17 protein-coding genes are annotated in these 19,597 nt (G+C 60.7%); 10 read left to right on the top strand and 7 right to left on the bottom strand.

Features of this window, described 5'->3' with window-relative positions:
• The first annotated feature begins 319 nt into the window (after positions 1 to 319).
• The 9 genes from JJB09_RS16095 to JJB09_RS16055 all read left to right on the top strand — a co-directional run bounded on the left by JJB09_RS16095 (position 320) and on the right by JJB09_RS16055 (position 9,162).
• Positions 320 to 1,042 carry a GntR family transcriptional regulator gene (locus tag JJB09_RS16095; protein WP_201660357.1) on the top strand — a complete coding sequence of 241 codons (723 nt, stop codon included), beginning with the start codon at positions 320 to 322 and terminating at the stop codon, positions 1,040 to 1,042.
• A 137-nt stretch (positions 1,043 to 1,179) separates the two neighbouring features.
• Positions 1,180 to 2,247 (top strand): ABC transporter ATP-binding protein, encoded by a 1,068-nt coding sequence (locus tag JJB09_RS16090; protein WP_201660168.1) that lies wholly within the window; start codon positions 1,180 to 1,182, stop codon positions 2,245 to 2,247.
• Positions 2,244 to 3,125, top strand: coding sequence for an ABC transporter permease (locus JJB09_RS16085; RefSeq protein ID WP_201660166.1), 882 nt, complete (start codon positions 2,244 to 2,246; stop codon positions 3,123 to 3,125). The genes JJB09_RS16090 and JJB09_RS16085 overlap by 4 nt, the downstream gene beginning before the upstream one ends.
• On the top strand, positions 3,122 to 3,895 hold the full coding sequence (locus JJB09_RS16080) for an ABC transporter permease (protein ID WP_201660164.1): 774 nt from the start codon (positions 3,122 to 3,124) through the stop codon (positions 3,893 to 3,895). Before JJB09_RS16085 ends, JJB09_RS16080 begins: the two co-directional genes overlap by 4 nt.
• A gap of 18 nt (positions 3,896 to 3,913) precedes the next feature.
• On the top strand, positions 3,914 to 4,963 hold the full coding sequence (locus tag JJB09_RS16075) for an extracellular solute-binding protein (RefSeq protein ID WP_201660162.1): 1,050 nt from the start codon (positions 3,914 to 3,916) through the stop codon (positions 4,961 to 4,963).
• Positions 4,964 to 5,017: 54 nt separating this feature from the next.
• Positions 5,018 to 6,202, top strand: a complete 1,185-nt coding sequence (locus tag JJB09_RS16070) for an amidohydrolase family protein (RefSeq protein WP_201660160.1) — start codon at positions 5,018 to 5,020, stop codon at positions 6,200 to 6,202.
• Positions 6,203 to 6,204: 2 nt separating this feature from the next.
• Positions 6,205 to 6,861 (top strand): flavin reductase family protein, encoded by a 657-nt coding sequence (locus JJB09_RS16065; protein WP_201660157.1) that lies wholly within the window; start codon positions 6,205 to 6,207, stop codon positions 6,859 to 6,861.
• Positions 6,861 to 7,595 (top strand): aspartate/glutamate racemase family protein, encoded by a 735-nt coding sequence (locus tag JJB09_RS16060; RefSeq protein ID WP_201660354.1) that lies wholly within the window; start codon positions 6,861 to 6,863, stop codon positions 7,593 to 7,595. The genes JJB09_RS16065 and JJB09_RS16060 overlap by 1 nt, the downstream gene beginning before the upstream one ends.
• A 70-nt stretch (positions 7,596 to 7,665) precedes the next feature.
• Positions 7,666 to 9,162 carry an amidohydrolase family protein gene (locus JJB09_RS16055; protein ID WP_201660155.1) on the top strand — a complete coding sequence of 499 codons (1,497 nt, stop codon included), beginning with the start codon at positions 7,666 to 7,668 and terminating at the stop codon, positions 9,160 to 9,162.
• Between the two features lie 14 nt (positions 9,163 to 9,176).
• Here the strand turns inward: JJB09_RS16055 and JJB09_RS16050 are convergent, their stop codons facing one another.
• Both JJB09_RS16050 and JJB09_RS16045 read right to left on the bottom strand, forming a co-directional pair.
• On the bottom strand, positions 9,177 to 9,950 hold the full coding sequence (locus JJB09_RS16050) for a slipin family protein (protein ID WP_201660152.1): 774 nt from the start codon (positions 9,948 to 9,950) through the stop codon (positions 9,177 to 9,179).
• Complete coding sequence (locus JJB09_RS16045; RefSeq protein ID WP_201660149.1) at positions 9,947 to 11,365, bottom strand: NfeD family protein; 1,419 nt, start codon at positions 11,363 to 11,365, stop codon at positions 9,947 to 9,949. Before JJB09_RS16045 ends, JJB09_RS16050 begins: the two co-directional genes overlap by 4 nt.
• 254 nt (positions 11,366 to 11,619) lie before the next feature.
• Here JJB09_RS16045 and JJB09_RS16040 point away from each other — a divergent pair, with 254 nt between their 5' ends.
• On the top strand, positions 11,620 to 12,951 hold the full coding sequence (locus tag JJB09_RS16040; RefSeq protein ID WP_201660146.1) for a calcium-binding protein: 1,332 nt from the start codon (positions 11,620 to 11,622) through the stop codon (positions 12,949 to 12,951).
• Positions 12,952 to 13,226: 275 nt separating this feature from the next.
• On the opposite strand, the gene JJB09_RS16035 is transcribed toward JJB09_RS16040, so the two are convergent.
• The 5 genes from JJB09_RS16035 to JJB09_RS16015 all read right to left on the bottom strand — a co-directional run bounded on the left by JJB09_RS16035 (position 13,227) and on the right by JJB09_RS16015 (position 19,466).
• Positions 13,227 to 14,291 (bottom strand): ABC transporter ATP-binding protein, encoded by a 1,065-nt coding sequence (locus JJB09_RS16035; RefSeq protein ID WP_201660143.1) that lies wholly within the window; start codon positions 14,289 to 14,291, stop codon positions 13,227 to 13,229.
• Positions 14,292 to 14,325: 34 nt separating this feature from the next.
• Entirely contained in the window at positions 14,326 to 16,368 is a 2,043-nt protein-coding gene (locus JJB09_RS16030) for an aldo/keto reductase (protein ID WP_201660140.1), read from the bottom strand.
• Between the two features lie 17 nt (positions 16,369 to 16,385).
• Positions 16,386 to 17,234, bottom strand: coding sequence for a carbohydrate ABC transporter permease (locus tag JJB09_RS16025; protein ID WP_201660138.1), 849 nt, complete (start codon positions 17,232 to 17,234; stop codon positions 16,386 to 16,388).
• Between the two features lies 1 nt (position 17,235).
• A complete protein-coding gene (locus JJB09_RS16020) occupies positions 17,236 to 18,075 on the bottom strand; it encodes a carbohydrate ABC transporter permease (RefSeq protein WP_201660351.1) in 840 nt (279 codons plus the stop codon).
• Between the two features lie 161 nt (positions 18,076 to 18,236).
• Positions 18,237 to 19,466, bottom strand: a complete 1,230-nt coding sequence (locus JJB09_RS16015; protein ID WP_201660135.1) for an ABC transporter substrate-binding protein — start codon at positions 19,464 to 19,466, stop codon at positions 18,237 to 18,239.
• Positions 19,467 to 19,597 lie beyond the last annotated feature (131 nt).

The following is a 19,597-nucleotide window of genomic DNA, read 5'->3' as shown; positions in this document are numbered from 1 at the left end:
GGCCCAATGGATTCTGTGCCCGCCGAGGCTCTGGCATCAATGCTCAGTTCCCGGACCTGAGATGCTCGCATTAGAACATTCATGCGCAGCCATTTATTACCGTTGTGCTTAACCTCCCAAGCTTAGATCAAAAAAGCGAGCAAAAACTTGAGCGGAGGGCATCGCTTTACCACCAAGGGCGATCAATCTGAGCTGCATTTCAGTCCGGCCGCCGCTTGCAACAGCTATGCTTGGTTCTGCTTCGCCCCGTTTCCACTTGCCTCGGCAAGCGGGATATGGCCGTTATGGGCGCAGTCCAGAAACGAAAGCTGTGCCTGAAATGATAGCCGAGAACAACGCGTCTCACGCAACCGACCGTCCACTCACCCGAACCGAGAGAGTGCATCAGTTGCTGCGCCTCGCCATACTTGACCAGCGGCTGGCGCCCGGCGTCCGGCTGCCCGAGGACATGATCGGCGAGGCCTTCCAATCCTCCCGCACAATCGCACGCGAAGCCTTGGGCCGTCTTGCCGTGGAAGGGCTGGTGGAGCTGAAGCCGAACAGAGGGGCCTTTGTCGCGAACCCCTCGCTGGATGAGGGGCGAGGCGTCTTCGTCGTTCGCGCTGCGCTCGAGCGCGCGATGGTGAAGGAACTTGCGGGCCGGATAGATGCGGAAGCGGCTGCGACGCTGCGTCGGATGGTCGACGAAGAGACGGCGCTTGCGGAGAAGAGCGAGGTTGAAGCGATCCGACTGGCAGGCGAATTTCACCTGCATCTTGCCGCGCTGACGGGCAATACGCTGTTGCAGCGATATATAAACGAAGTGGTGTCGCGCTGTTCACTGGTCATGGCGATGTATGGCCGCCCGCATTCCGCCGACTGCGGCGCACGCGAGCACCGGGATATCGTCGAAGCCTTGCTTGCCGGCGATACGGAACGGGCCGCCGACCTGATGGAACATCATGTCGAAGAAGTGGCCTCGCGCGCCCAGCTTGGCGTCAAGAAAGAGTGCGATGTGCGGGCTGTTCTGGCCGACTATGCGGGAAGGATACGAAATGAATGATCAAGGCCGGAACATATTGACCAGATAAATCAACACCTTCAAAGATTGCATACAATTATTGCCCATATATCGCATACACATATTGACAATATCGTATGCAATATAGGACGCTTGCCTAAACCAAACGAGAGGCAAGCATGGCAGATGCGTCCGTTCCCCCTGCGGTTTCGATCCGGAATGTCAGCAAGAGCTTTGGCAGGGGAATCTACGCCATCCCCGTATTGGACAACGTGTCGCTCGATATTGGGCGGCGCGAATTCTTCACGCTGCTCGGGCCTTCCGGCTGCGGAAAGACCACGCTCCTGCGTCTGATCGCAGGCTTCGAGACCGCCAATGCCGGAACGATCTCGATCGAAGGCCAGGATGTGACCGCCGAACCGCCGTTTCATCGTCCGGTCAACACGGTGTTCCAAAGCTACGCCCTGTTTCCCCACCTGTCGGTCGAGGACAATGTGGCTTTCGCGCTGGTGGAACAGGGCCTGGCACGCGAGGCGATCCGCACCCGCGTGGGCGAGGCACTGGAGATGGTGCGGATGGGGGCTTTCGCCCGCCGCCGCCCCGCCGAACTGTCTGGTGGACAACAGCAGCGCGTGGCGCTGGCCCGCGCCCTGGCGCCACGCCCCCGCGTGCTGCTGCTGGACGAACCGCTTTCAGCGTTGGACCTGAAGCTGCGCAAGGAAATGCAGATCGAGTTGAAGCAGTTGCAGACCGAGGCCGGAATCACCTTCCTGTTCGTGACCCATGACCAGGAAGAGGCACTTACCCTGTCCGACCGCGTAGCGGTGATGCAGGGCGGGCGCATCCTGCAAATGGGTCCGCCCCGCGCTATCTATGAGAAGCCGACCCACCGTTTCGTGGCCGACTTCATCGGTGACATTAACTTGCTGGAGGGCGAAGCATTGCCGGGCGGCGGTGTCCGTCTTGACGCGGGCGCGGTGTTGCCGTTGACACATGGTGTGCCAGGCAAGGTCACGATCGCAATCCGTCCGGAGCGAGCCCGCCTTGTGCCTGCCGGAGAGGGCACGCTGGATGCGACGGTGATCCACACTGCCTATCTGGGCACGTCGATGCTGCACAAGCTGGGGCTTCCGGATGGCAGTGCATTCCTGCTGCGACAATCGGAATCCTCTGGACAGCCGCCCGAGACAGGCTGTCTCGTCGGGCTGACGTTACCCGGCGAAGCGCTTCAGGTGCTGGTACAATGAGGCAACGCCCCGCCCTGCGTCGCACCTTGCTTCTGACCCCGGCCCTGGCCACGATTCTGCTGCTCATCGGCGTGCCGCTCGGATTGATGGGGTGGATTTCCTTCCTCGAAAAAGGCTCGAGCGCCGGGGTGGACTGGGCTTCGACGCCATCGGCGGCAAACTATATCCGCCTCGTCTGGGAAGAGGATTTCGACGGCACGATGATCCTCAACGCCAGCTATCTGGTGATTTTCCTGCGTTCGGTCGCACTGGCCGCAGTCACGACGATCCTCAGTCTGCTTCTGGGCCTGCCGGTCGCGCTGTGGATGGCTGGCCTGTCGCGCACTGGGCGCAACGCCATGCTGCTGCTGATCACGATCCCGTTCTGGACGAACCTCCTCGTCCGCAACTATGCATGGCTGATCATCCTGCGCGAGGACGGCTGGGTGACGAAGTTCGTCAACGCGATCTCGCCCTTTGGGCCCGTGCAACTGCTCTACAATGACGTGGCGGTGGCGATCGGGCTGACCTACTCCTTCCTGCCCTTCATGATCCTGCCGCTCTACACGGTGTTTGAAAAATTCGATTGGAGGCTGCTGGAGGCCGCGTATGATCTCGGCGCGACCCGCAAGCGGGCGCTGCGTCGTGTGGTGCTGCCCATCGCTGCACCCGGGATCATGGCCGGATCGCTGCTGGTCTTCATCCCCTGCCTCGGCGCCTTCGTCACCCCCGCCCTTCTGGGCGGTGGCAAGACGCTGATGCTGGGCAACATCATCCAGATGCAGTTCGGCGCCTCGCGCAACTGGCCCTTCGGCGCTTCGCTTTCGGTGATCCTCCTGGCGGTGATGCTGATCGTCATGATCGCCATGGCGCTGCTGCGAAACAGGAGGCCGGCATGAATCCGAGGCGCTTTCCCCTGACGCGCGAGATTTCACTGGTGGTGCTCGCCTATCTGTACGTGCCTGTTTTCGTGCTGATCGTCTACAGCTTCAACGCGAACCGCACGGCAACGATCTGGACCCACGCCTCGCTGGATTGGTATGGTCGCATCCTCGTGAACCCTTCGATCCAGGCTGCGGCATGGAATTCGCTGGTGGTCGCGATCACTGCGGCAACGGCAGCGACGATCCTTGCGCTGCTGGCGGCACTCTCCACGCGACGCGCCTTTATGGGCCGGGGCGCGGCAGAGACTGTGCTGAATGTGCCGCTGATCCTGCCGGAAATCGTGGTTGCCGTCGCGACGCTGCTGTTGTTCGTGGCACTGGGCGTGCACCTCGGATTGGGTGCGATGATTGCAGCGCATACCGCCTTTTGCATCCCCTTCGCCTACCTGCCGATCCGCGCGCGTCTGGATGGCATGAGCGGCACTTATGAGGAGGCCGCTCAGGATCTCTACGCCAGCCACTTCCGCACCTTCCGACGGGTCACGATGCCGATGTTGTTGCCTGGCGTGATGGCGGGTTTCACACTGGCCTTCGTCACCAGCCTCGACGATTTCCTGACCTCGTTCTTCCTGTCCGGGCCCGGCACCACCACCCTGCCCGTCTACATTTTTTCTGCCATACGCTCCGGTATCTCGCCCGAAATCAACGCGATTTCGGCGGTTATGCTGGTCGTCTCCGTTCTACTCGTCTCGCTTTCCTTCTTCCTCGGCCGCCTGCGCCGCTAACCCCAAAGGAGTACTGGCATGACCTCGAAATTCCGCTTTGGTGCTGCACTTGCTGCACTAGCCCTTCTTGCGTTGCCCGCAGCGGCGCAGGAAACGGAAAAGACGCTCTTTTTCTACAACTGGACCGACTATTACCCCGTGCAACTTTTGACGAAGTTCGAGGCGGAAACCGGAATCAAGGTAATCCTCGACGGCTTCGACAGCAACGAAACGCTGCTGGCGAAACTCCAGTCCGGCGGGGCGTCATACGACGTCATCGTACCCAGCGACTATGTGATCCCCGGCCTGATCAAGGACGGGCTGCTGCTGAAGATCGACACCAGCAAGATGTCGAACTACGTCCACATGAAGGACGCGTTCAAGAACCCGGATTTTGATCCGAAGCATGAATATTCTGCGCCTTATCTCTGGGGCGTGACCGGCCTTGCCTATGACAGTGCTCAGGTTCCGGGCGGTGTATTGGAGCCGACGTGGAAGGAATACTTCGAGCCGCGCCCGGAACTGGAAGGCAAGATCGCCGCGCTTGATACAGCGAGCGACGAAATCACGGCTGCCTCGCTCTACCTCGGCATCCCGCAATGCACCGAAAGCAACGAGGACGCCGCCCGCATTCTCAAGCTGCTGGAGGCGCAGAAGCCGAAGCTGAAACTCTATAGCTCCGACACCACGGTCGACCGCATGGCCGCCGGCGAAGTGGCGATGCATCATCTATGGAACGGCGCGACGGCCCGCGCCACGGCACAGCGCGACACGATCCGCTTCATCTACCCGAAGGAAGGCACGCCGATGTTCCGCGACAACTTCGCGGTTCCCGCCAATGCCCCGCATCCCGAGAATGCAAAGATCTTCATCAACTGGATGATGGCGCCCGAAAATGCGGCTGCGGTGTCGAACGCCATCGCCTATGCCAATGCGATCAAGTCTGACGAGTTCCTGAGCGAACAGTGGCGGAAGATGGAAGCAATCAACATGCCTGCCGAATATTCCAGCCGGCTGGTCCCGACGAAGGACTGCGGCCCCAAGGCCCGCGATCTGCGTGACAAGATCTGGACCCGCCTCAAAGGCTGACAAGTTAAACGGCGCGGCCCGCAAGGCGCCGCGCCAGAATAATCGAGGGCAAGCATGACCACCACCTACACCAACCTGCGGAATATCGACGGCGAGACCATCGGCATACGCTGCACCGGCGGCCGGATCGAAGCCATTGGCCCCGGCATCACGGCCCCTGACGCTGTCGACGGTGACGGGCGGCTGGTCCTGCCGGCTTTTGTCGAACCGCATGTCCACCTGGACAAGACGCTTTGGGGCGAAAGCTGGCAGTCCGGCCGTCGTGCGGGACGCCTGCGCGATTACATCGACAACGAACGCCGTATTCTGTCCTCGAATACTACTCCGCCCGAGGAGCGCGCTTCTCGCCTACTTTCGGAGATGTTGCGGCATGGCACTACAACCGTTCGTTCGCATATCGATGTGGCGCCCGACATGGGCCTTTCACATGTCGAGGCCATGCTGCGGCTGCGCGAGACGTGGCGCGACAGGGTCGACCTGCAATTCGTTGCCTTTCCGCAGCAAGGCCTATTGTGCCGCCCCGGCACCGCGGACCTGATGCGGCAGGCTATCGACATGGGCGTGGAAACCGTCGGCGGCCTCGATCCGGCCGGGATCGATGGCGACCCCGAGGGGCAGCTTCGCTTCATCTTCGATCTTGCCGTCGAAAAAGGCGCGGGCGTTGATATCCACCTGCATGACAAGGGCGCTCTCGGCGCATGGCAGATCGAGCGCATCGCCGACCATACCAAGGCATCTGGCCTTGCCGGCAAAGTGATGATCTCGCATGCCTATTGCCTCGGTATGATCCCCGAGGCGCGATTGGACCAGATCGGGCAGCGTTTGGCCGATCTCCGGATTTCACTGATGACGTCTGCCCCCGCCGACGTTGCGGTCCCGCCCGTGGAGCGGCTGACCGAGATCGGGGTGACGGTCTGCTGTGGGTCCGACGGCATCCGCGATTCCTGGTCGCCCTTCGGCAATGGCGACATGCTGGAGCGCGCTTTCCTCACCGCCTACCGCTTCGACTGGAACACCGACGAGGATTTCCGCCGCGCCATCGGCTGCGCGACCGAAGCTGCAGCCCGCGCCATCGGTCTTGCCGACTACGGCCTTCGCGCCGGCGCCCGCGCCGATTTCGTGATGATCGCGGCGCAGAATGCAGGTGACGCGCTTTGCCGACGTCCCGTGGGCCGGTGTGTCGTGCGCCGGGGTGCGGTGGTTGCAGGCGAGGCGAGCAATCCGTCGAGGACGGTCTGACCATGAACGTCGACTTCACCACACTTCCCGGCCCTGACCGCTACCGGATGCTGACGAATTTCATAGGCCCACGGCCGATCGCCCTGGTCGGAACCCGTTCGCTTGCAGGACATAACAACGCTGCCCCGATGAGCTTCTTCAACGTCTTCTCGCACGAGCCGCCACTGGTCGTCCTTGGCATCCAGTATCGCGGCAACGGCGACGAGAAGGATACCGTTGGCAACATTCGCCGCACCGGCGAATTCGTCGTCAACATGGTCGACATGTCCATCGCCGAGGCAATGATCGTCTGCGCGGTAAACTTCACCGCGGATGTGGACGAACTGGCTTTCGCTGGGCTGACGCCCCTCCCCTGCAAGCAGATCGACGTCGCCCGCATTGCCGAAAGCCCATGCAGCTTCGAATGTCGGGTCGAACGGATCATCGATTATGACAAGCGTGCGCTGATTATCGGCGAGGTCGTCCACATGCATGTCCATGACCGGTGCCTTGATGCTGCAGGAAGATATGTAAACCCTGAAACCTATCAGCCGATCGCACGCCTGCATGCCGACAATTACATCACCTCCGACCGTCAATTCGAAATGAAGAAGCCTGATTCACTCTGGCCTTACGAGGTTGCACAGGTGACGCCCAGATCAGAAAGGGCTGCAAAGTGATCCGTATCCATGTGATCAACCCCAATTCCACCGCCTCGATGACCGCCCAGATCGCCCACGCGGCCGAAGCGGCTCGGGCCGAGGGCACCGTGATCGAGGCGGTGACATCCATCGGCGGCCCCGCCTCCATCGAGGGCTACTCAGATGAGGCCATGGCCGTGCCCGCGATGCTCGCAGCCATTCGTTCCGCCGAGGCGCGAGGGGCATCGGCGCATGTGATCGCCTGCTTCGACGATCCAGGGCTTGCCGCCGCGCGCGAGGTGGCTTCTGGCCCCGTCATCGGCATCTGCCAGGCGGCGGTTCAGGTGGCAGTGACGGTGGCGGCGCGGTTTTCGGTCATCACAACGTTGCCGCGCTCGGTACCCGTGATCGAAGACCTGATTGCGCATTATGGTGCCGCGGCGCGCTGCCGTCGGGTGCGCGCCGTCGACCTGCCGGTCCTGGCGCTGGAAGCCAACCCGGCAACGGCGCGAACACGGCTTTTGGCAGAAGCTCGCGCCGCGCTTCGCGAGGACGGAGTGGATGCCATCGTGCTTGGTTGCGCGGGTATGGCGGAACTGTGTGACTGGCTGTCGCGCGAGACTGGAGTACCGGTAATCGACGGCGTGACAGCGGCGGTGAAGCTGGCCGAGGCGTTGGCGGGTGGAGGCTTTCGCACTTCGAAGGTTGGAGCCTATGCCTTTCCCCGCGACAAGACCGGCGATCAGGTGGGAGCGGCGGGTCCGGCCCGTTAATACCGCGTCGTTACCATTGCGCGCCAAACGCGATAGCCGAAGACGCTACAATCGTGGAGTATTGATACTTATGAACCTGTCCGCCCTCACCCTCGGCGCCCGTCCGTCTGGCCGCACCGCGCTCGCTGCCCGCTGGATCGTCGCGCACGCCAATGGGCGTCACTGCTTGCTGCGGGACGGCGAAATCGTCATTGAGGGTGCCCAGGTCCTCTATGTCGGGGCTCGCTTTCCCGGTGAGGTCGCCCGACGTATCGAGCTTGGCGACATGCTGGTCTCGCCCGGGTTCATCGATCTCGACGCGCTTTCCGACCTCGATACAACGCTGTTGACCGTCGACTACGATCCCGGCTGGGCCACCGGCCGCGTCTGGCCGCGCAGCTATGTCGAACGCGGACCCTACGAAATGTATTCACCCGAGGAACTGGCCTTCCAGAAGCGCTTTGCCTTCAGCCAGTTGCTGCTGAGCGGCATCACAACCGCCCTGCCGATTGCCTCGCTGTTCTATCGTGAGTGGGGCGAGACATCAGCCGAATTCGAAGCCGCCGCCGAAGCCGCCGGCGAACTCGGCCTGCGCGTCTGGTTAGGTCCCGCCTATCGATCCGGCGGCATGGTTTGCGAGGCGCCCGGCGTGCTGAAGCCGGTCTTCGACGAGGCGCGCGGCCTGCACGGGCTCGATGACGCCATTGCCTTTGCCGAGCGGGTGGCGGGACAGCACGAGGGCCTGGTGCAAGCGATGCTGGCGCCTGACCGCGTGGAGACCTGCACGCTGCCGCTTCTACAGCGAACCATGGCCGCCTCGTCGGAAATGGGCCTGCCGGTCCGGCTGCATATGGCGCAAGGCAAGATGGAACGGCAGACGGTCCAGCAACTGCACGGTACCACCGGCCCGCAATGGCTTGCCCGACATAGTCTTCTGAATGAGCGGCTCATCGCCCCCCATGCGGTGGAGGCGGAGCCCGAGGACCTCAATCTCTATGCAGCGCATGGTGTTACCATTGCCCATTGCCCGCTGGTCTATGCGCGCGATGGGGGGATGTTGCGATCCTTCCGCCGCTGCCGTGATCTCGGTATCCGCATCGGCATGGGCACCGACACCGCGCCACCCGACATGGTACTGAACATGGCCGTTGCCCTGATGACCGGGCGGATCGCGGAAGGCGGAGCGGCAGGACTGGCGACCTCGGAGGTCTTTGACGCGGCCACGACGGGCGGCGCGGACGCTCTCGGTCGTCCCGATCTCGGCCGGCTGCAGCCGGGCGCCAAAGCCGACATCGCGATCTTCGACCTGAGCGACCCGCGCTTCGCCCCGACCGTGGATCCCGTGCAATCGCTTATCTTCGGCGCAACCGGTCGCGTGACGCGCGCCGTCTTCGTCGACGGACGCCTTTCGATGTGCGACGGCGCGGTTGCGGGTATTGACCTCAACGAAGCCCGCCGACGCGCTCAGGCACAATTCGACGGGTTGGTGGCGAAGTATCCTGACCGCACATGGGGTCATCCGAGGGTCGAGGATATATTCCCTCCTACCTATCCAATGTTCGCCGGGAACAAGCCGACGCTCCCCTAAATCGCCTCCGTTCGTCATTTTCCTGGTGGGTCCGTCCTGCCGGCCAGGAGATGAACGAGTTCCATCGGGAATGGGAATATGATCGTTGAGCTGTTTTCTCCGGCAATGACGTTCAGCGTGCTCAAGTAGCGAAGTTGCATGGACAAAGGCTGCTTGGCCAGCATTTCGGCGGCTTCCACCAACTTCGCCGCGGCCTGCTGCTCACCCTCGGCATTGATGACTTTCGCGCGCCGCTCGCGTTCAGCTTCCGCCTGCCGGGCAATCGCACGGATCATCGATTCGTTGATGTCGACATGTTTGATCTCAACGTTGGCAACTTTGATGCCCCACGCATCCGTTTGAGCGTCGAGCATTCTCTGAATATCCTCGTTCAGCCTGTCGCGTTCCGCGAGCATCTCATCGAGATCGTGCTTGCCAAGCACCGAGCGCAACGTCGTTTGAGCGAGCTGGCTCGTGGCTGCCATGAAATCCTCGACCTGGATCGTCGACTTCTCCGGATCGATGACCCTGAAGTAAATCACTGCGCTGACGCGAACCGAGACGTTGTCGTGCGAGATGACGTCCTGGCTGGGGACATCGAGCACACGCGTCCGCAGGTCGACCCGCACCATTTGCTGCACGTAGGGAACAAGCAGGATCAATCCGGGACCCTTCACGCCGGTAAACCGGCCCAGAGTAAAAACGACTGCCCGCTGATATTCGCGCAGAATCTTGATCGCGTTCGCCAGAATGACCAGCAGTAGGATGAGCGCGACAATATAGAAGATGAAACCTCCGAGCATGGTCATGCGCGCTCCTCCCTGCCTTCCAGAGGTTGCCGATCCTTGCGGGAATTGCGGGCGACCTCAAGCGTTAGCCCATCTCTGGCAATCACTCTCACATCGTCACCGGCCGAGAGCCGTTCGGCGGAGACGGCGCTCCAGCGCTCTCCATGGGCGACGATATAACCGCTGGTGTCCGTCCAACTGGAAACTGTACCCGAAATGCCGATCATCTGCTCCGCACCCGTCACAACAGCGTGCCGGCGCGCTACGAATGCGAGCCGAACGACAATGAGGCTGAAGGCGAGAGCGGAGATGGCGATGCCAACCAGGACTTGCCGGCTCACTTCCAATTCAGGCACATCCGTATCGAAGAGAATGGTTGCTCCCAGGACAAGCGCGACCGCACCGCCAAGGCCAAGGACGCCGAAACTCGGCGCATGCGCTTCCGCGACAAGCAAGCCAACCGCAAGGACGATGAGGCCGACGCCGGCGTAGCTGACGGGCAACATGGCCAGGGCATAAAGACCGAGCAGGAGACATATGCCGCCGACAGTCCCCGGTATCACGGCCCCGGGCGTGAGAAACTCGAATATCAGACCATAGATGCCGATAACCATCAGGATGAGCGCCACGTTCGGGTCGGCGATGACCGATAGGAGACGGGTTCTCCAGTCAGGCTCGATGTTTTGGACCATGAGACCGGTCGTATCGAGCCGGATATCCCCTTCACCCACCCGCACCGTGCGACCGTTGGCTTTCGCCATCAGCTCATCGACGGTGGCCGCGACGAAATCAATGATCTTCTCCCGTTCTGCTGCGGTGGATGAAAGGCTGGCTGCTTCACGTACCGCCTTCTCTGCCCAGTCGGCATTCCGATTGCGCAACTCGGCCAGACCCCGAAGATAGGCGGCCGCGTCGTTCACTGCCTTGGTCTCTGCAGCACTGCGCGACTGTGGTTTCTTGCTCTCACCATCCCGGCCGTCGTCTTCTCCGCCGCCTCCGAGAGCAATGGGCGTCGCGGCGCCCAGATTGGTGCCCGGTGCCATGGCGGCGATGTGGCTGGCATAGAGAATGTAGGTACCGGCGCTGGCCGCGCGCGCACCGCTCGGGGCCACGAAACTTGCGACAGGCACGGATGAAGCAAGGATCGCGCGAATGATTTCCCGCATCGACGTGTCGAGGCCGCCGGGCGTGTCCATCTGCAGAACGACCAATGCCACGTGACGCTCGCCGGCAAGCTTTATGCCGCGGATCACATAATCGGCGGATGCGGGGCTGACGGCGCCATTCAGCTGCAGCATAAAAGCAACGCGTTCCGTGCCCGCTGTCGAAGCGACGGAAATCAGGAATGCCGAACCCCAGATGAGTGCCAGAACGAAGGTTCGTATTGCCTGTTGGCAAAACCTCCGGGGCCGCACGGTCACCCGATCATTATTCATGCGTTCAAATATACGCCTGAATGACCAAAAGATAAGACAGAAGTTTCGTCACCAGACATCAGAATACTTGGCACCCCATGTGCGATTAGACACCCTCATCAAGCCCGGAGATTTTCTTCGAGTTGCTACGGTTCGGGTCGTCAATTAGTGTGCGTTGACTGGCAAATCAGAGAGTGCAAAAACTAAATATGGCCTTGATGGCCGAGGGCTATGTTCGGCCTGTTCGGCGATATTCCGCAGCGACAGGAGAAGGCATGGCAATCGTTCAGCACTACATTGTCGGCGGCGTTTCGAGGAGTATCCTGGAAGCGCTCGATCTCGCAAAAGCGCAGGGAACGTCCATTCTGAGCGCTGGCCAGAACGATCCCTTTAACCCGGCGGTGGTGCAGTTGCGCAACGGCAGCGCTGTTCTGTTTACTCAACTCAGCGGAGAAAATGTCACGCAGTCGCAGGCTTTTCCGGGGCAATTGGAAGGTCTGTTTGACAAAGTCATTTTCGGTGAAGGCTCCTCCACCGCAACCCAGGTCTATTCGATCGAAATTTCCACGCTGCCGACAAGCGGATCCATGTTCAATTCGCTATTCAACGTTAACGTCCCCGCCTCCGCCTTCAGTGCAGCCACCATCGCCGCCGCGCTGCTGTCGGAAAGTGACGATATCCAGGGCACTGCAATTGCTGACCAGCTCCTCAGTTTTGACGGTGACGATGTCATTCATGCCTATGGCGGAGATGATTTCGCCTGGGGCGGAAACGGGGATGACTTCATTCTCGGCGGCGACGGTGCTGACGCCTTGACCGGCGCCAATGGCGACGATTTCCTCAATGGCGGCACCGGCGACGACAATCTCGATGGTGGCGACGGCGAGGACACGCTGCTCGGCAAGGATGGAAATGACGTGCTGAACGGCGGAGCCGGCGCAGACGTCATCATTGGTGGTGCCGGTACCGACACGGTCAGGCTCACCACAGAGAGCACGGTCAATCTCATCGATCCGACCAAAAACCTTGGCGAGGCCAAGGGCGACGAATATTCCTCAGTCGAAATATTCTCTTTCGATGTCGGCGACGATCATTTCGTTGGCAGCACCGGTGACGACGTTGTGCTCGGTGATGCCGGTAATGACGTCCTGCGCGGAGCAGGAGGCAACGACACGCTATCGGGGGGCGATGGTAACGACGAGCTGGTGGGCGGGGCCGGCATCGATAATCTCATCGGCGGCAAAGGCCCTGACATTCTCAGCGGCGGCGGCGGAAAGGATTATTTCGAGTTCGACTCAGTCTCCGAAATGGGCAAGACCGCCTCGACCCGAGATCTTATCACAGACTTCATCCATCTCAGTGACAAGATAGATCTGTCAAGCATAGATGCCAATGGCGGCGTCTCCGGCGAGGGCAACTTTTCGTTCGTCGCTGCTGAAGGGCACGGGTTCACCGGCGTTAAGGGTCAACTGACCTGGGATCAGCAGGGGACCGGAAACGGCTCGCATACCTTGATCTCCGGCGATATTGACGGCGACAAGGTGTCCGATTTTCAGATCGACCTGAGCGGGCGCGTTGACCTTACTGCCGCGGATTTTGCTCTTTAGATCGCATTGCCACGTAAGTGCTCGCTCGGCTCCCTTTGAGTGGGAAGGTGCTGAAGGATCGCCCGGCCGGCGCGCAGCAGCGCCTTATGGCGCCCGGGCAACAGCCTGGATGATCCGCTTACGGTCCTGAATTTGCCTTGTGACTGGCTCCTCAACGAGGGCATTCAGAATTATCGGCACGTTCCGTGACAATTGAAGCGTGAAAATCCCTCCTCGCGTCAACAGACCGACAGGCACGAAATTTGAGCCAAGCTTGTTTCGGGGGCAATGAAGGCTCAACGCAACCGCACGCCGTTGGGGTCGAAGATCAGCGCGTCGCGGGGCGAAAAGGAAAGTTGCACACCATCGCCGGGATGCATTTCACGGAAGCCTTTTCGCTCGATGAGCAGCCTTTCCCCTGTCGAAAGACTTCCGTGCCAGATCGACGTCCCACCGAGGTTCTCCACGACATCGACGTTCATGGCGAGGGACGCTTCGGCATTCCCGTTTGTGTCGAAATGCTCCGGCCTCAAGCCGACCGTCACTTTCTCCCCTTCGGCAAGTTTGACATCGAGCGTCGGCTGGAAGCGACAATCACCGATCGTCAGCACACCGTTTACGCCGACCCGTGCCTGCAACAGATTGATTCTCGGCGAACCGATAAAGCCCGCCACGAAGACGTTGTCCGGATTGTTGTAAAGCTCCATCGGAGAACCGATCTGCTCGACGCGACCGGCGCGCAGCACGACGATCTTGTCGGCCAGCGTCATTGCCTCGACCTGGTCGTGGGTCACGTAGACCATCGTCGTCTTGAGTGCCTGATGAAGCTTGGCAATCTCGACACGCATATGGACGCGGAGCTCGGCATCGAGATTGGATAGCGGCTCATCGAACAGAAATGCCTTCGGGTTGCGCACGATCGCGCGGCCAATCGCCACGCGTTGCCGCTGACCGCCGGAAAGCTGCGCAGGTTTGCGCTGCAGCAGCGGCTGGAGTTGCAGGATGCCGGCCGCTTCATCGACACGCCTGGCAATCTCGGTTTTCGGCGCGCCGGACATCCGCAATCCGAAACCCATGTTTTGCGCCACGGTCATGTGCGGATAGAGTGCGTAGGACTGGAAGACCATCGCGATCTCCCGATCGCCCGGATCCAGCTTGTTGACGATCCTTCCGCCGATATGGATTTCACCGTCCGTGATGTCTTCCAGGCCGGCAATCATGCGAAGCAGGGTCGACTTGCCGCAACCCGAGGGGCCGACGAACACGCACAGTTCGCCGGGCTCGATTGCAAGGTCGATGCCGTGAATGATGTCCAGTGCCCCGAACGACTTGCGCACCGACCTGAGTTCAATCTCGCTCAAGCAACCCTCCCTGTCTCTCGTTTACGGACATTTTTCATCCTGCCTTGTGTTCCAGCGCCACGGCGCCTCGGGCAAGCCAATCGAGATCCTCTGGCGAAAGCGGGATGGCGAGCGCTTCGAGACTGTCGTCCAATTCCTCCAGTGTGCGAGGACCGATCAGCGGGAAGGAGGGAAAGGGTTGCGCAAGAACATAGGCGAGCGCGACATGGATCGGGTGCTTGCCAAGGCGATGGGCGAGTTCGACGGCGCGATCGCGGCGCATGAAATTTCCTTCGGAATACCATGACCGGACGAGTTCTTGATTGTCGCGCTTGTCGCGGCCGGCACGATCGGTAAAGAAGCCGCGCCCCTGGCTGGACCAGCCGAAGTTCGGCATCTGGCGGCTGGTCAACCACTCTTTCCAGGCGTCATCGGAAGAAGCGACGCATCCCTCCCACAGCGGCACCAGCATCTCGGCCAGCGAAAAGTTGTTGGACAGCACGCCAGGCGCCTGCTTGCCGTTCTTGTGGGCATAAGCGATGGCTTCTTCCATGCGTTCGCGCGTCCAGTTCGACCCGCCAAACGGCCCCCGGATACGGCCAGCCCTGAACTCGGCATCCATGGCATCGACAAACTCACCGACGGGGACGGTCGGATTGTCCCTGTGCATGAAGTAAACATCGACATGATCGGTCTGCAGGCGGTCGAGCGATACGGAAAGCTGCTTCCCGATGGCGTCGGGCGTGCAAAAGGGAGTGTGTGCGCCTTTGCCGATGATCACGATCTCTTCGCGCACCCCGCGATTGCGCTGCCACTGACCGAACAGCGTTTCGGGTATGCCCTGGGCGTAGTGGAAGGCAGTATCGAAAAGATTGCCGCCATACTCGAAAAAGGCATCCAGCAGGATGCTGGCCGAGGAAAAGGTCCGGAAATCCTCGAAGCCGAGCGCCAAATTCGAAATCGGGCGCGCCAGACCGGGCAACGCCTTCGTGGGGATCCGGTTGCCGCGCGGCTTCAGCTTGCGCCCGGAAAGCGTGGTCGTGCGCATTGAAGGCTTTTCGATGCTGAATTCCAGCCCTGCGGCCGAGCGCCATTTGTCCATGACACGCAGATTGCCAAGGCTGTCGGCCCAACTCATTCCGGGCCAGGCGAATTCCTGCCGTCCCTCCCGTATCGCATAACCGGCCGCATCTGCCTCGAATGCGTAGAGCCAGCCTTTCTCCTCAACGGAAACCGTCTCCGCACTGCCATCGGGGCGCAGGATCCTGATGTTGCCAACGCCGCCTTGCTTGCCGCTGGCAAACCAGAAGTCATCGACCTCGATCCGCCCCTGGCTGCCAAATATGCGCAGCACATTGTCCTGGGCGACGGAGACCGAGCACGACACTTCGGCCACAATGCCGTTGTCGAAATGCAATATGGCGGATGCCCATTCGTCGACACCGGTTTGACCGAGATGGGCGCTGCCCACAACAGAGTCTGGATCGAGAAAGGGTTTTCCAACAGCCGCCCCGGCGATGAGCCTGGCCATCGAGACCGGATAGCCGCCGACATCCATGATGCCGCCGCCAGCGAGATCGCTGGAATAGAGGCGGTGTTCCGGCAAAACGGCGGGCATGGCAAAGCCGAAACTGGACTTGATCAGCCGCACGTCGCCTATGGCGCCGCTTGCGACCAGTTCGACGAGCCGCAACGTCTGCGGATGGACCCGGTACATGTAGGCTTCCCCGAGGAACTTGCCGGCCTTGCGGGCGGCATGGACCATGGCGCCGGCTTCAAACGCGGTCAGTCCGACGGGCTTCTCGACGAGGACGTGCTTGCCGGCTTCCAGCGCCTTAATGGCCCACTGCGCATGCGTGGGATGCGGGGTCGCTATGTAAACGGCATCGACGGTATTGTCGGCCAGCAGTGCGTCGTAGCCTTCGAGAATACGTGCACCTGGGAATACGTCGGCCAATCCGGGCTTGCCGGGGTTGCGGGTGCCGATCGCAACCAATTCCCCGGTTTGGGAATGCGCGATTCCCTGCGTAAACGCCTTGGCAATGTTTCCAGGACCAAGGATCCCCCAGCGGATCTTCGGCGTTTCAGATGTTTCCATAATATCGAACTCCAGATTCAGCCCTTCGTCGCGCCCATGGTGAGGCCGGCGATGAAATGACGTTGCATGAGAAAGAACATGATGACCGGCGGAAGCGCGGCGATGAGAGAGGCGGCCGAAATCAGGTTCCACACCGCAACCCATTGCCCGTTGAGCGAGTAGAGTCCCACGGTCACCGGCAAGGCGTGGCTGCCCTGGGCGAGCACCAGGCCCCAGAAATAGTCGTTCCAGACGAAGGTGAAGACGAGCACCGCAAGTGCCGCGATCGCAGGGCGCATCAACGGCAGCACGATGTGCCAGAAGATACGGAACTCCGAAACGCCCTCCACGCGTGCCGACTCGATCAACTCGACTGGCAGCGCCTTGATGAAATTGCGCATGAAGAGGGTGCAGAAACCGGTCTGAAAGGCCACGTGAAAGGCAATCAGCCCGCCGATCGTGTCATACATGCCGAGTTTCAGCGTCAGGTCGCGCACCGGCACCATCAGGATCTGGAACGGCACGAAATTGCCCGCGACAAAAAGGAAGAATATCAACAGCCGCGACCTGAAATCATAGACTGCGAGCGCGAAACCGGCGAGCAGCGACAGGCAGAGTGCACCGACGACCGAGGGGATCGTCACCTTGAAGGAATTGAGTATGTATTGACCGATCGGCGAGTTGTGGAAGACGGCCGCGTAGTTCTCGAAAGCCAGATGAGAAGGGAGACCGAAGTAATTCCCGGCGGCAAGGTCGCCGGCCGGCTTCAGTGAGGTGACCGCGACGCCGATCAGTGGCAGGAGCCAAATGACGAGCGTTACGGGAACCACGATCGCATAACGCCATTGGGCGAAGGCGGAACGACGCTGGACAGGTGTCGGAAACATTCTAGTGCCCCACTTTGCCGTCGCGCATCATGCGCCACACGAAGCCCGAGATGAGCGCCATCATCATCAGGAACAAGACGACAGCGATTGCCGCGCCGTACCCCATGCGGAAGCCGTATTCCGAGAGCGCCTGCTCGTACATGAAGTAGGACAGCACCGTGCTGGTGCCGTAGGGACCGCCTTTCGTCATGATGGAAATCAAGTCGAAGGAACGCAGCGCGCCGATGATGGTGACGACGATCGCGATAAAGGTCGCCGGCATCAATTGCGGCAGCACAATGTGCAAGAGCATCCGCCAGCCCTTCGCTCCATCGATGCGCGCTGCCTCGATCTGTTCTTTCGACACCGTATTCAGGGCGGCAAGGTAGAGGATCATGCAATAGGCGATCTGCGGCCAGAGCCCGGCTGCGATGATCCCATAGGTGACGTAGCGCTCGTCGGCCAGGATCGCGACCTCGGCACCGGTGAGTGTGCGAATAAGCCGGTATAGCAGACCGAAATCAGGCGCGTAGAACCAGGAAAAGATCAGGCCGACGACGACTTGGCTGATGACGAATGGAAAGAAGAACAGCGACTTATAGAGACGGACGCCCGTCACCGTCTGGTTAAGGAAGATTGCCAGGAGCAGGCCGGCGGGCAACGCCAGGAAATACAGGACGAGCCAGATCAGGTTGTTTCCGATCGCCGTGTAGAAAGTATCGTCGTGGAACAGTTCGGCATAGTTGCCGAGCCCGACCCACGTGCTGACCCCGATCCCGTCCCAATCGTAGAAAGAGATCCAGATGGACTGGAAGATAGGCGCGATCACATAGACCGCGAAGACGATGCATGCAGGTGCCATGAAAATCCATGGCGCCAGCTTGCGCTGGCTTCTTTTCCACCAGCGCGATTGAGGCAATGCGCCCAAAGTCTTGTCGGTCACGTTTTCATCCGCGGCTGCATCAGGTCATGGAGTGAGAAAGGGAGCGACCGCTTGGCCGCTCCCCTGCGCTTGGGAGGACATTACTTGTAGGCACGCCCGCGCATTTTCTCGAGATTAGCCAGAATGCCGTCGATCCGATCCGGCTTGACCATGAACTCCTGGAAGCCTTCCATGCCGACCTTGGCCATATCGGCGGGCGCGTCACGGTCGTAGAACTGGGCCAGGCCATGCGCCGAGGAAAGCAATTCGAAGCCGGCCTGCAGGTAGACATCGTCAGGACGCTTGGATTTGCTGTTTACGGGGAGCTGACCGAGGATAACGTTGGCCTCCGCCTGCACTTCCGGCTGCGCGAGGTAAGCGAGGAACTTCTTCGCGTCCTCCTTGTTCTTGGCGGCGGCCGGAATATGGATCGTATTGGTCGGTGCGTCTTCGGCGCGTGGTACGCCGGGCGTCATTTCGGGGAATGGCAGATATCCGAGCTGATCCTCGGTCAACCCGCCTTCTTTCATGTTTGCCACGGCGAAATTGCCCATCAGGTACATCGCCGCCTTGCCCTGCACGATCAGCGGGATGGCGTCCTGCCAGTCGAGGGCGGCGTGGTTGTCGATGAAGTATCCCGGCTTCACCAGCTCCGCCCACTTGTCGAACACAGCCTTGACCTTCGGGTCGGTATAGGACGCGCGGCCGCTTGTGAGATCCATATGGAATTCGTAGCCGTTGACGCGCAGGTCGAGATAGTCGAACCAGCCAGCTGCAGGCCAGAGCGCCTTGGTGCCGATGGCGAAGGGCTTGATCCCCGCCGCGTTGAGTTTCTCGCAAGCGGCGATCAATTCGTCCCAGGTCTTCGGCGGCGTCAGGCCGTGTTCCGCGAAGATGTCCTTCCTGTAGTAGATGCCCCACTGGTAGTAGGTGTAGGGAACACCCCATTTCTTGCCATCCATGGTCATCGACGAAGCAGCGGATTTCAGGGATTCGTCGAGCCCGTTGGCTGCCCAGACATCATCGACCGGCTCGAACAGCCCCGCCTTGACGAAGGGCGCCATGCGATTGCCTGCGAACCAGTTGACGAGATCGGGCGCATCGGCGGTCAGGAAGTTCCGGATCGCGGATTTATATCCTTCGTTGTCGAAGTAGTTGACCTTTACCGTGATACCTGGATTGGCCTTCTGAAAGCCATCGACGATACGCTCGAGCGCTTTTTTGGACTGCGGCCAAGACATGTCCGAATTGAAGACAATCTCGCCCGCCGATACGTTGGTCGCAAGCATGATCGCGGCAGCACCCAGTGTTGCAGTGTATGAGATTCCCATCTTGAAGCCGTCCTCCCATGACGTTGTCGTTGTTTCGCGCGCAGTTTTTCGATTCTCGACGCTGGTTGTGTTTTCCCCGTTGCGCACGGTTCGTGCATTGATAGGTTATCCATCCCAAAGGCCGTGTCTCA

The organism is Phytoamicus setariae, from assembly GCF_016722925.1.
Classification (GTDB): domain Bacteria; phylum Pseudomonadota; class Alphaproteobacteria; order Rhizobiales; family Rhizobiaceae; genus Rhizobium_E; species Rhizobium_E setariae.
This window is presented reverse-complemented; position numbering and strand designations above follow the sequence as displayed.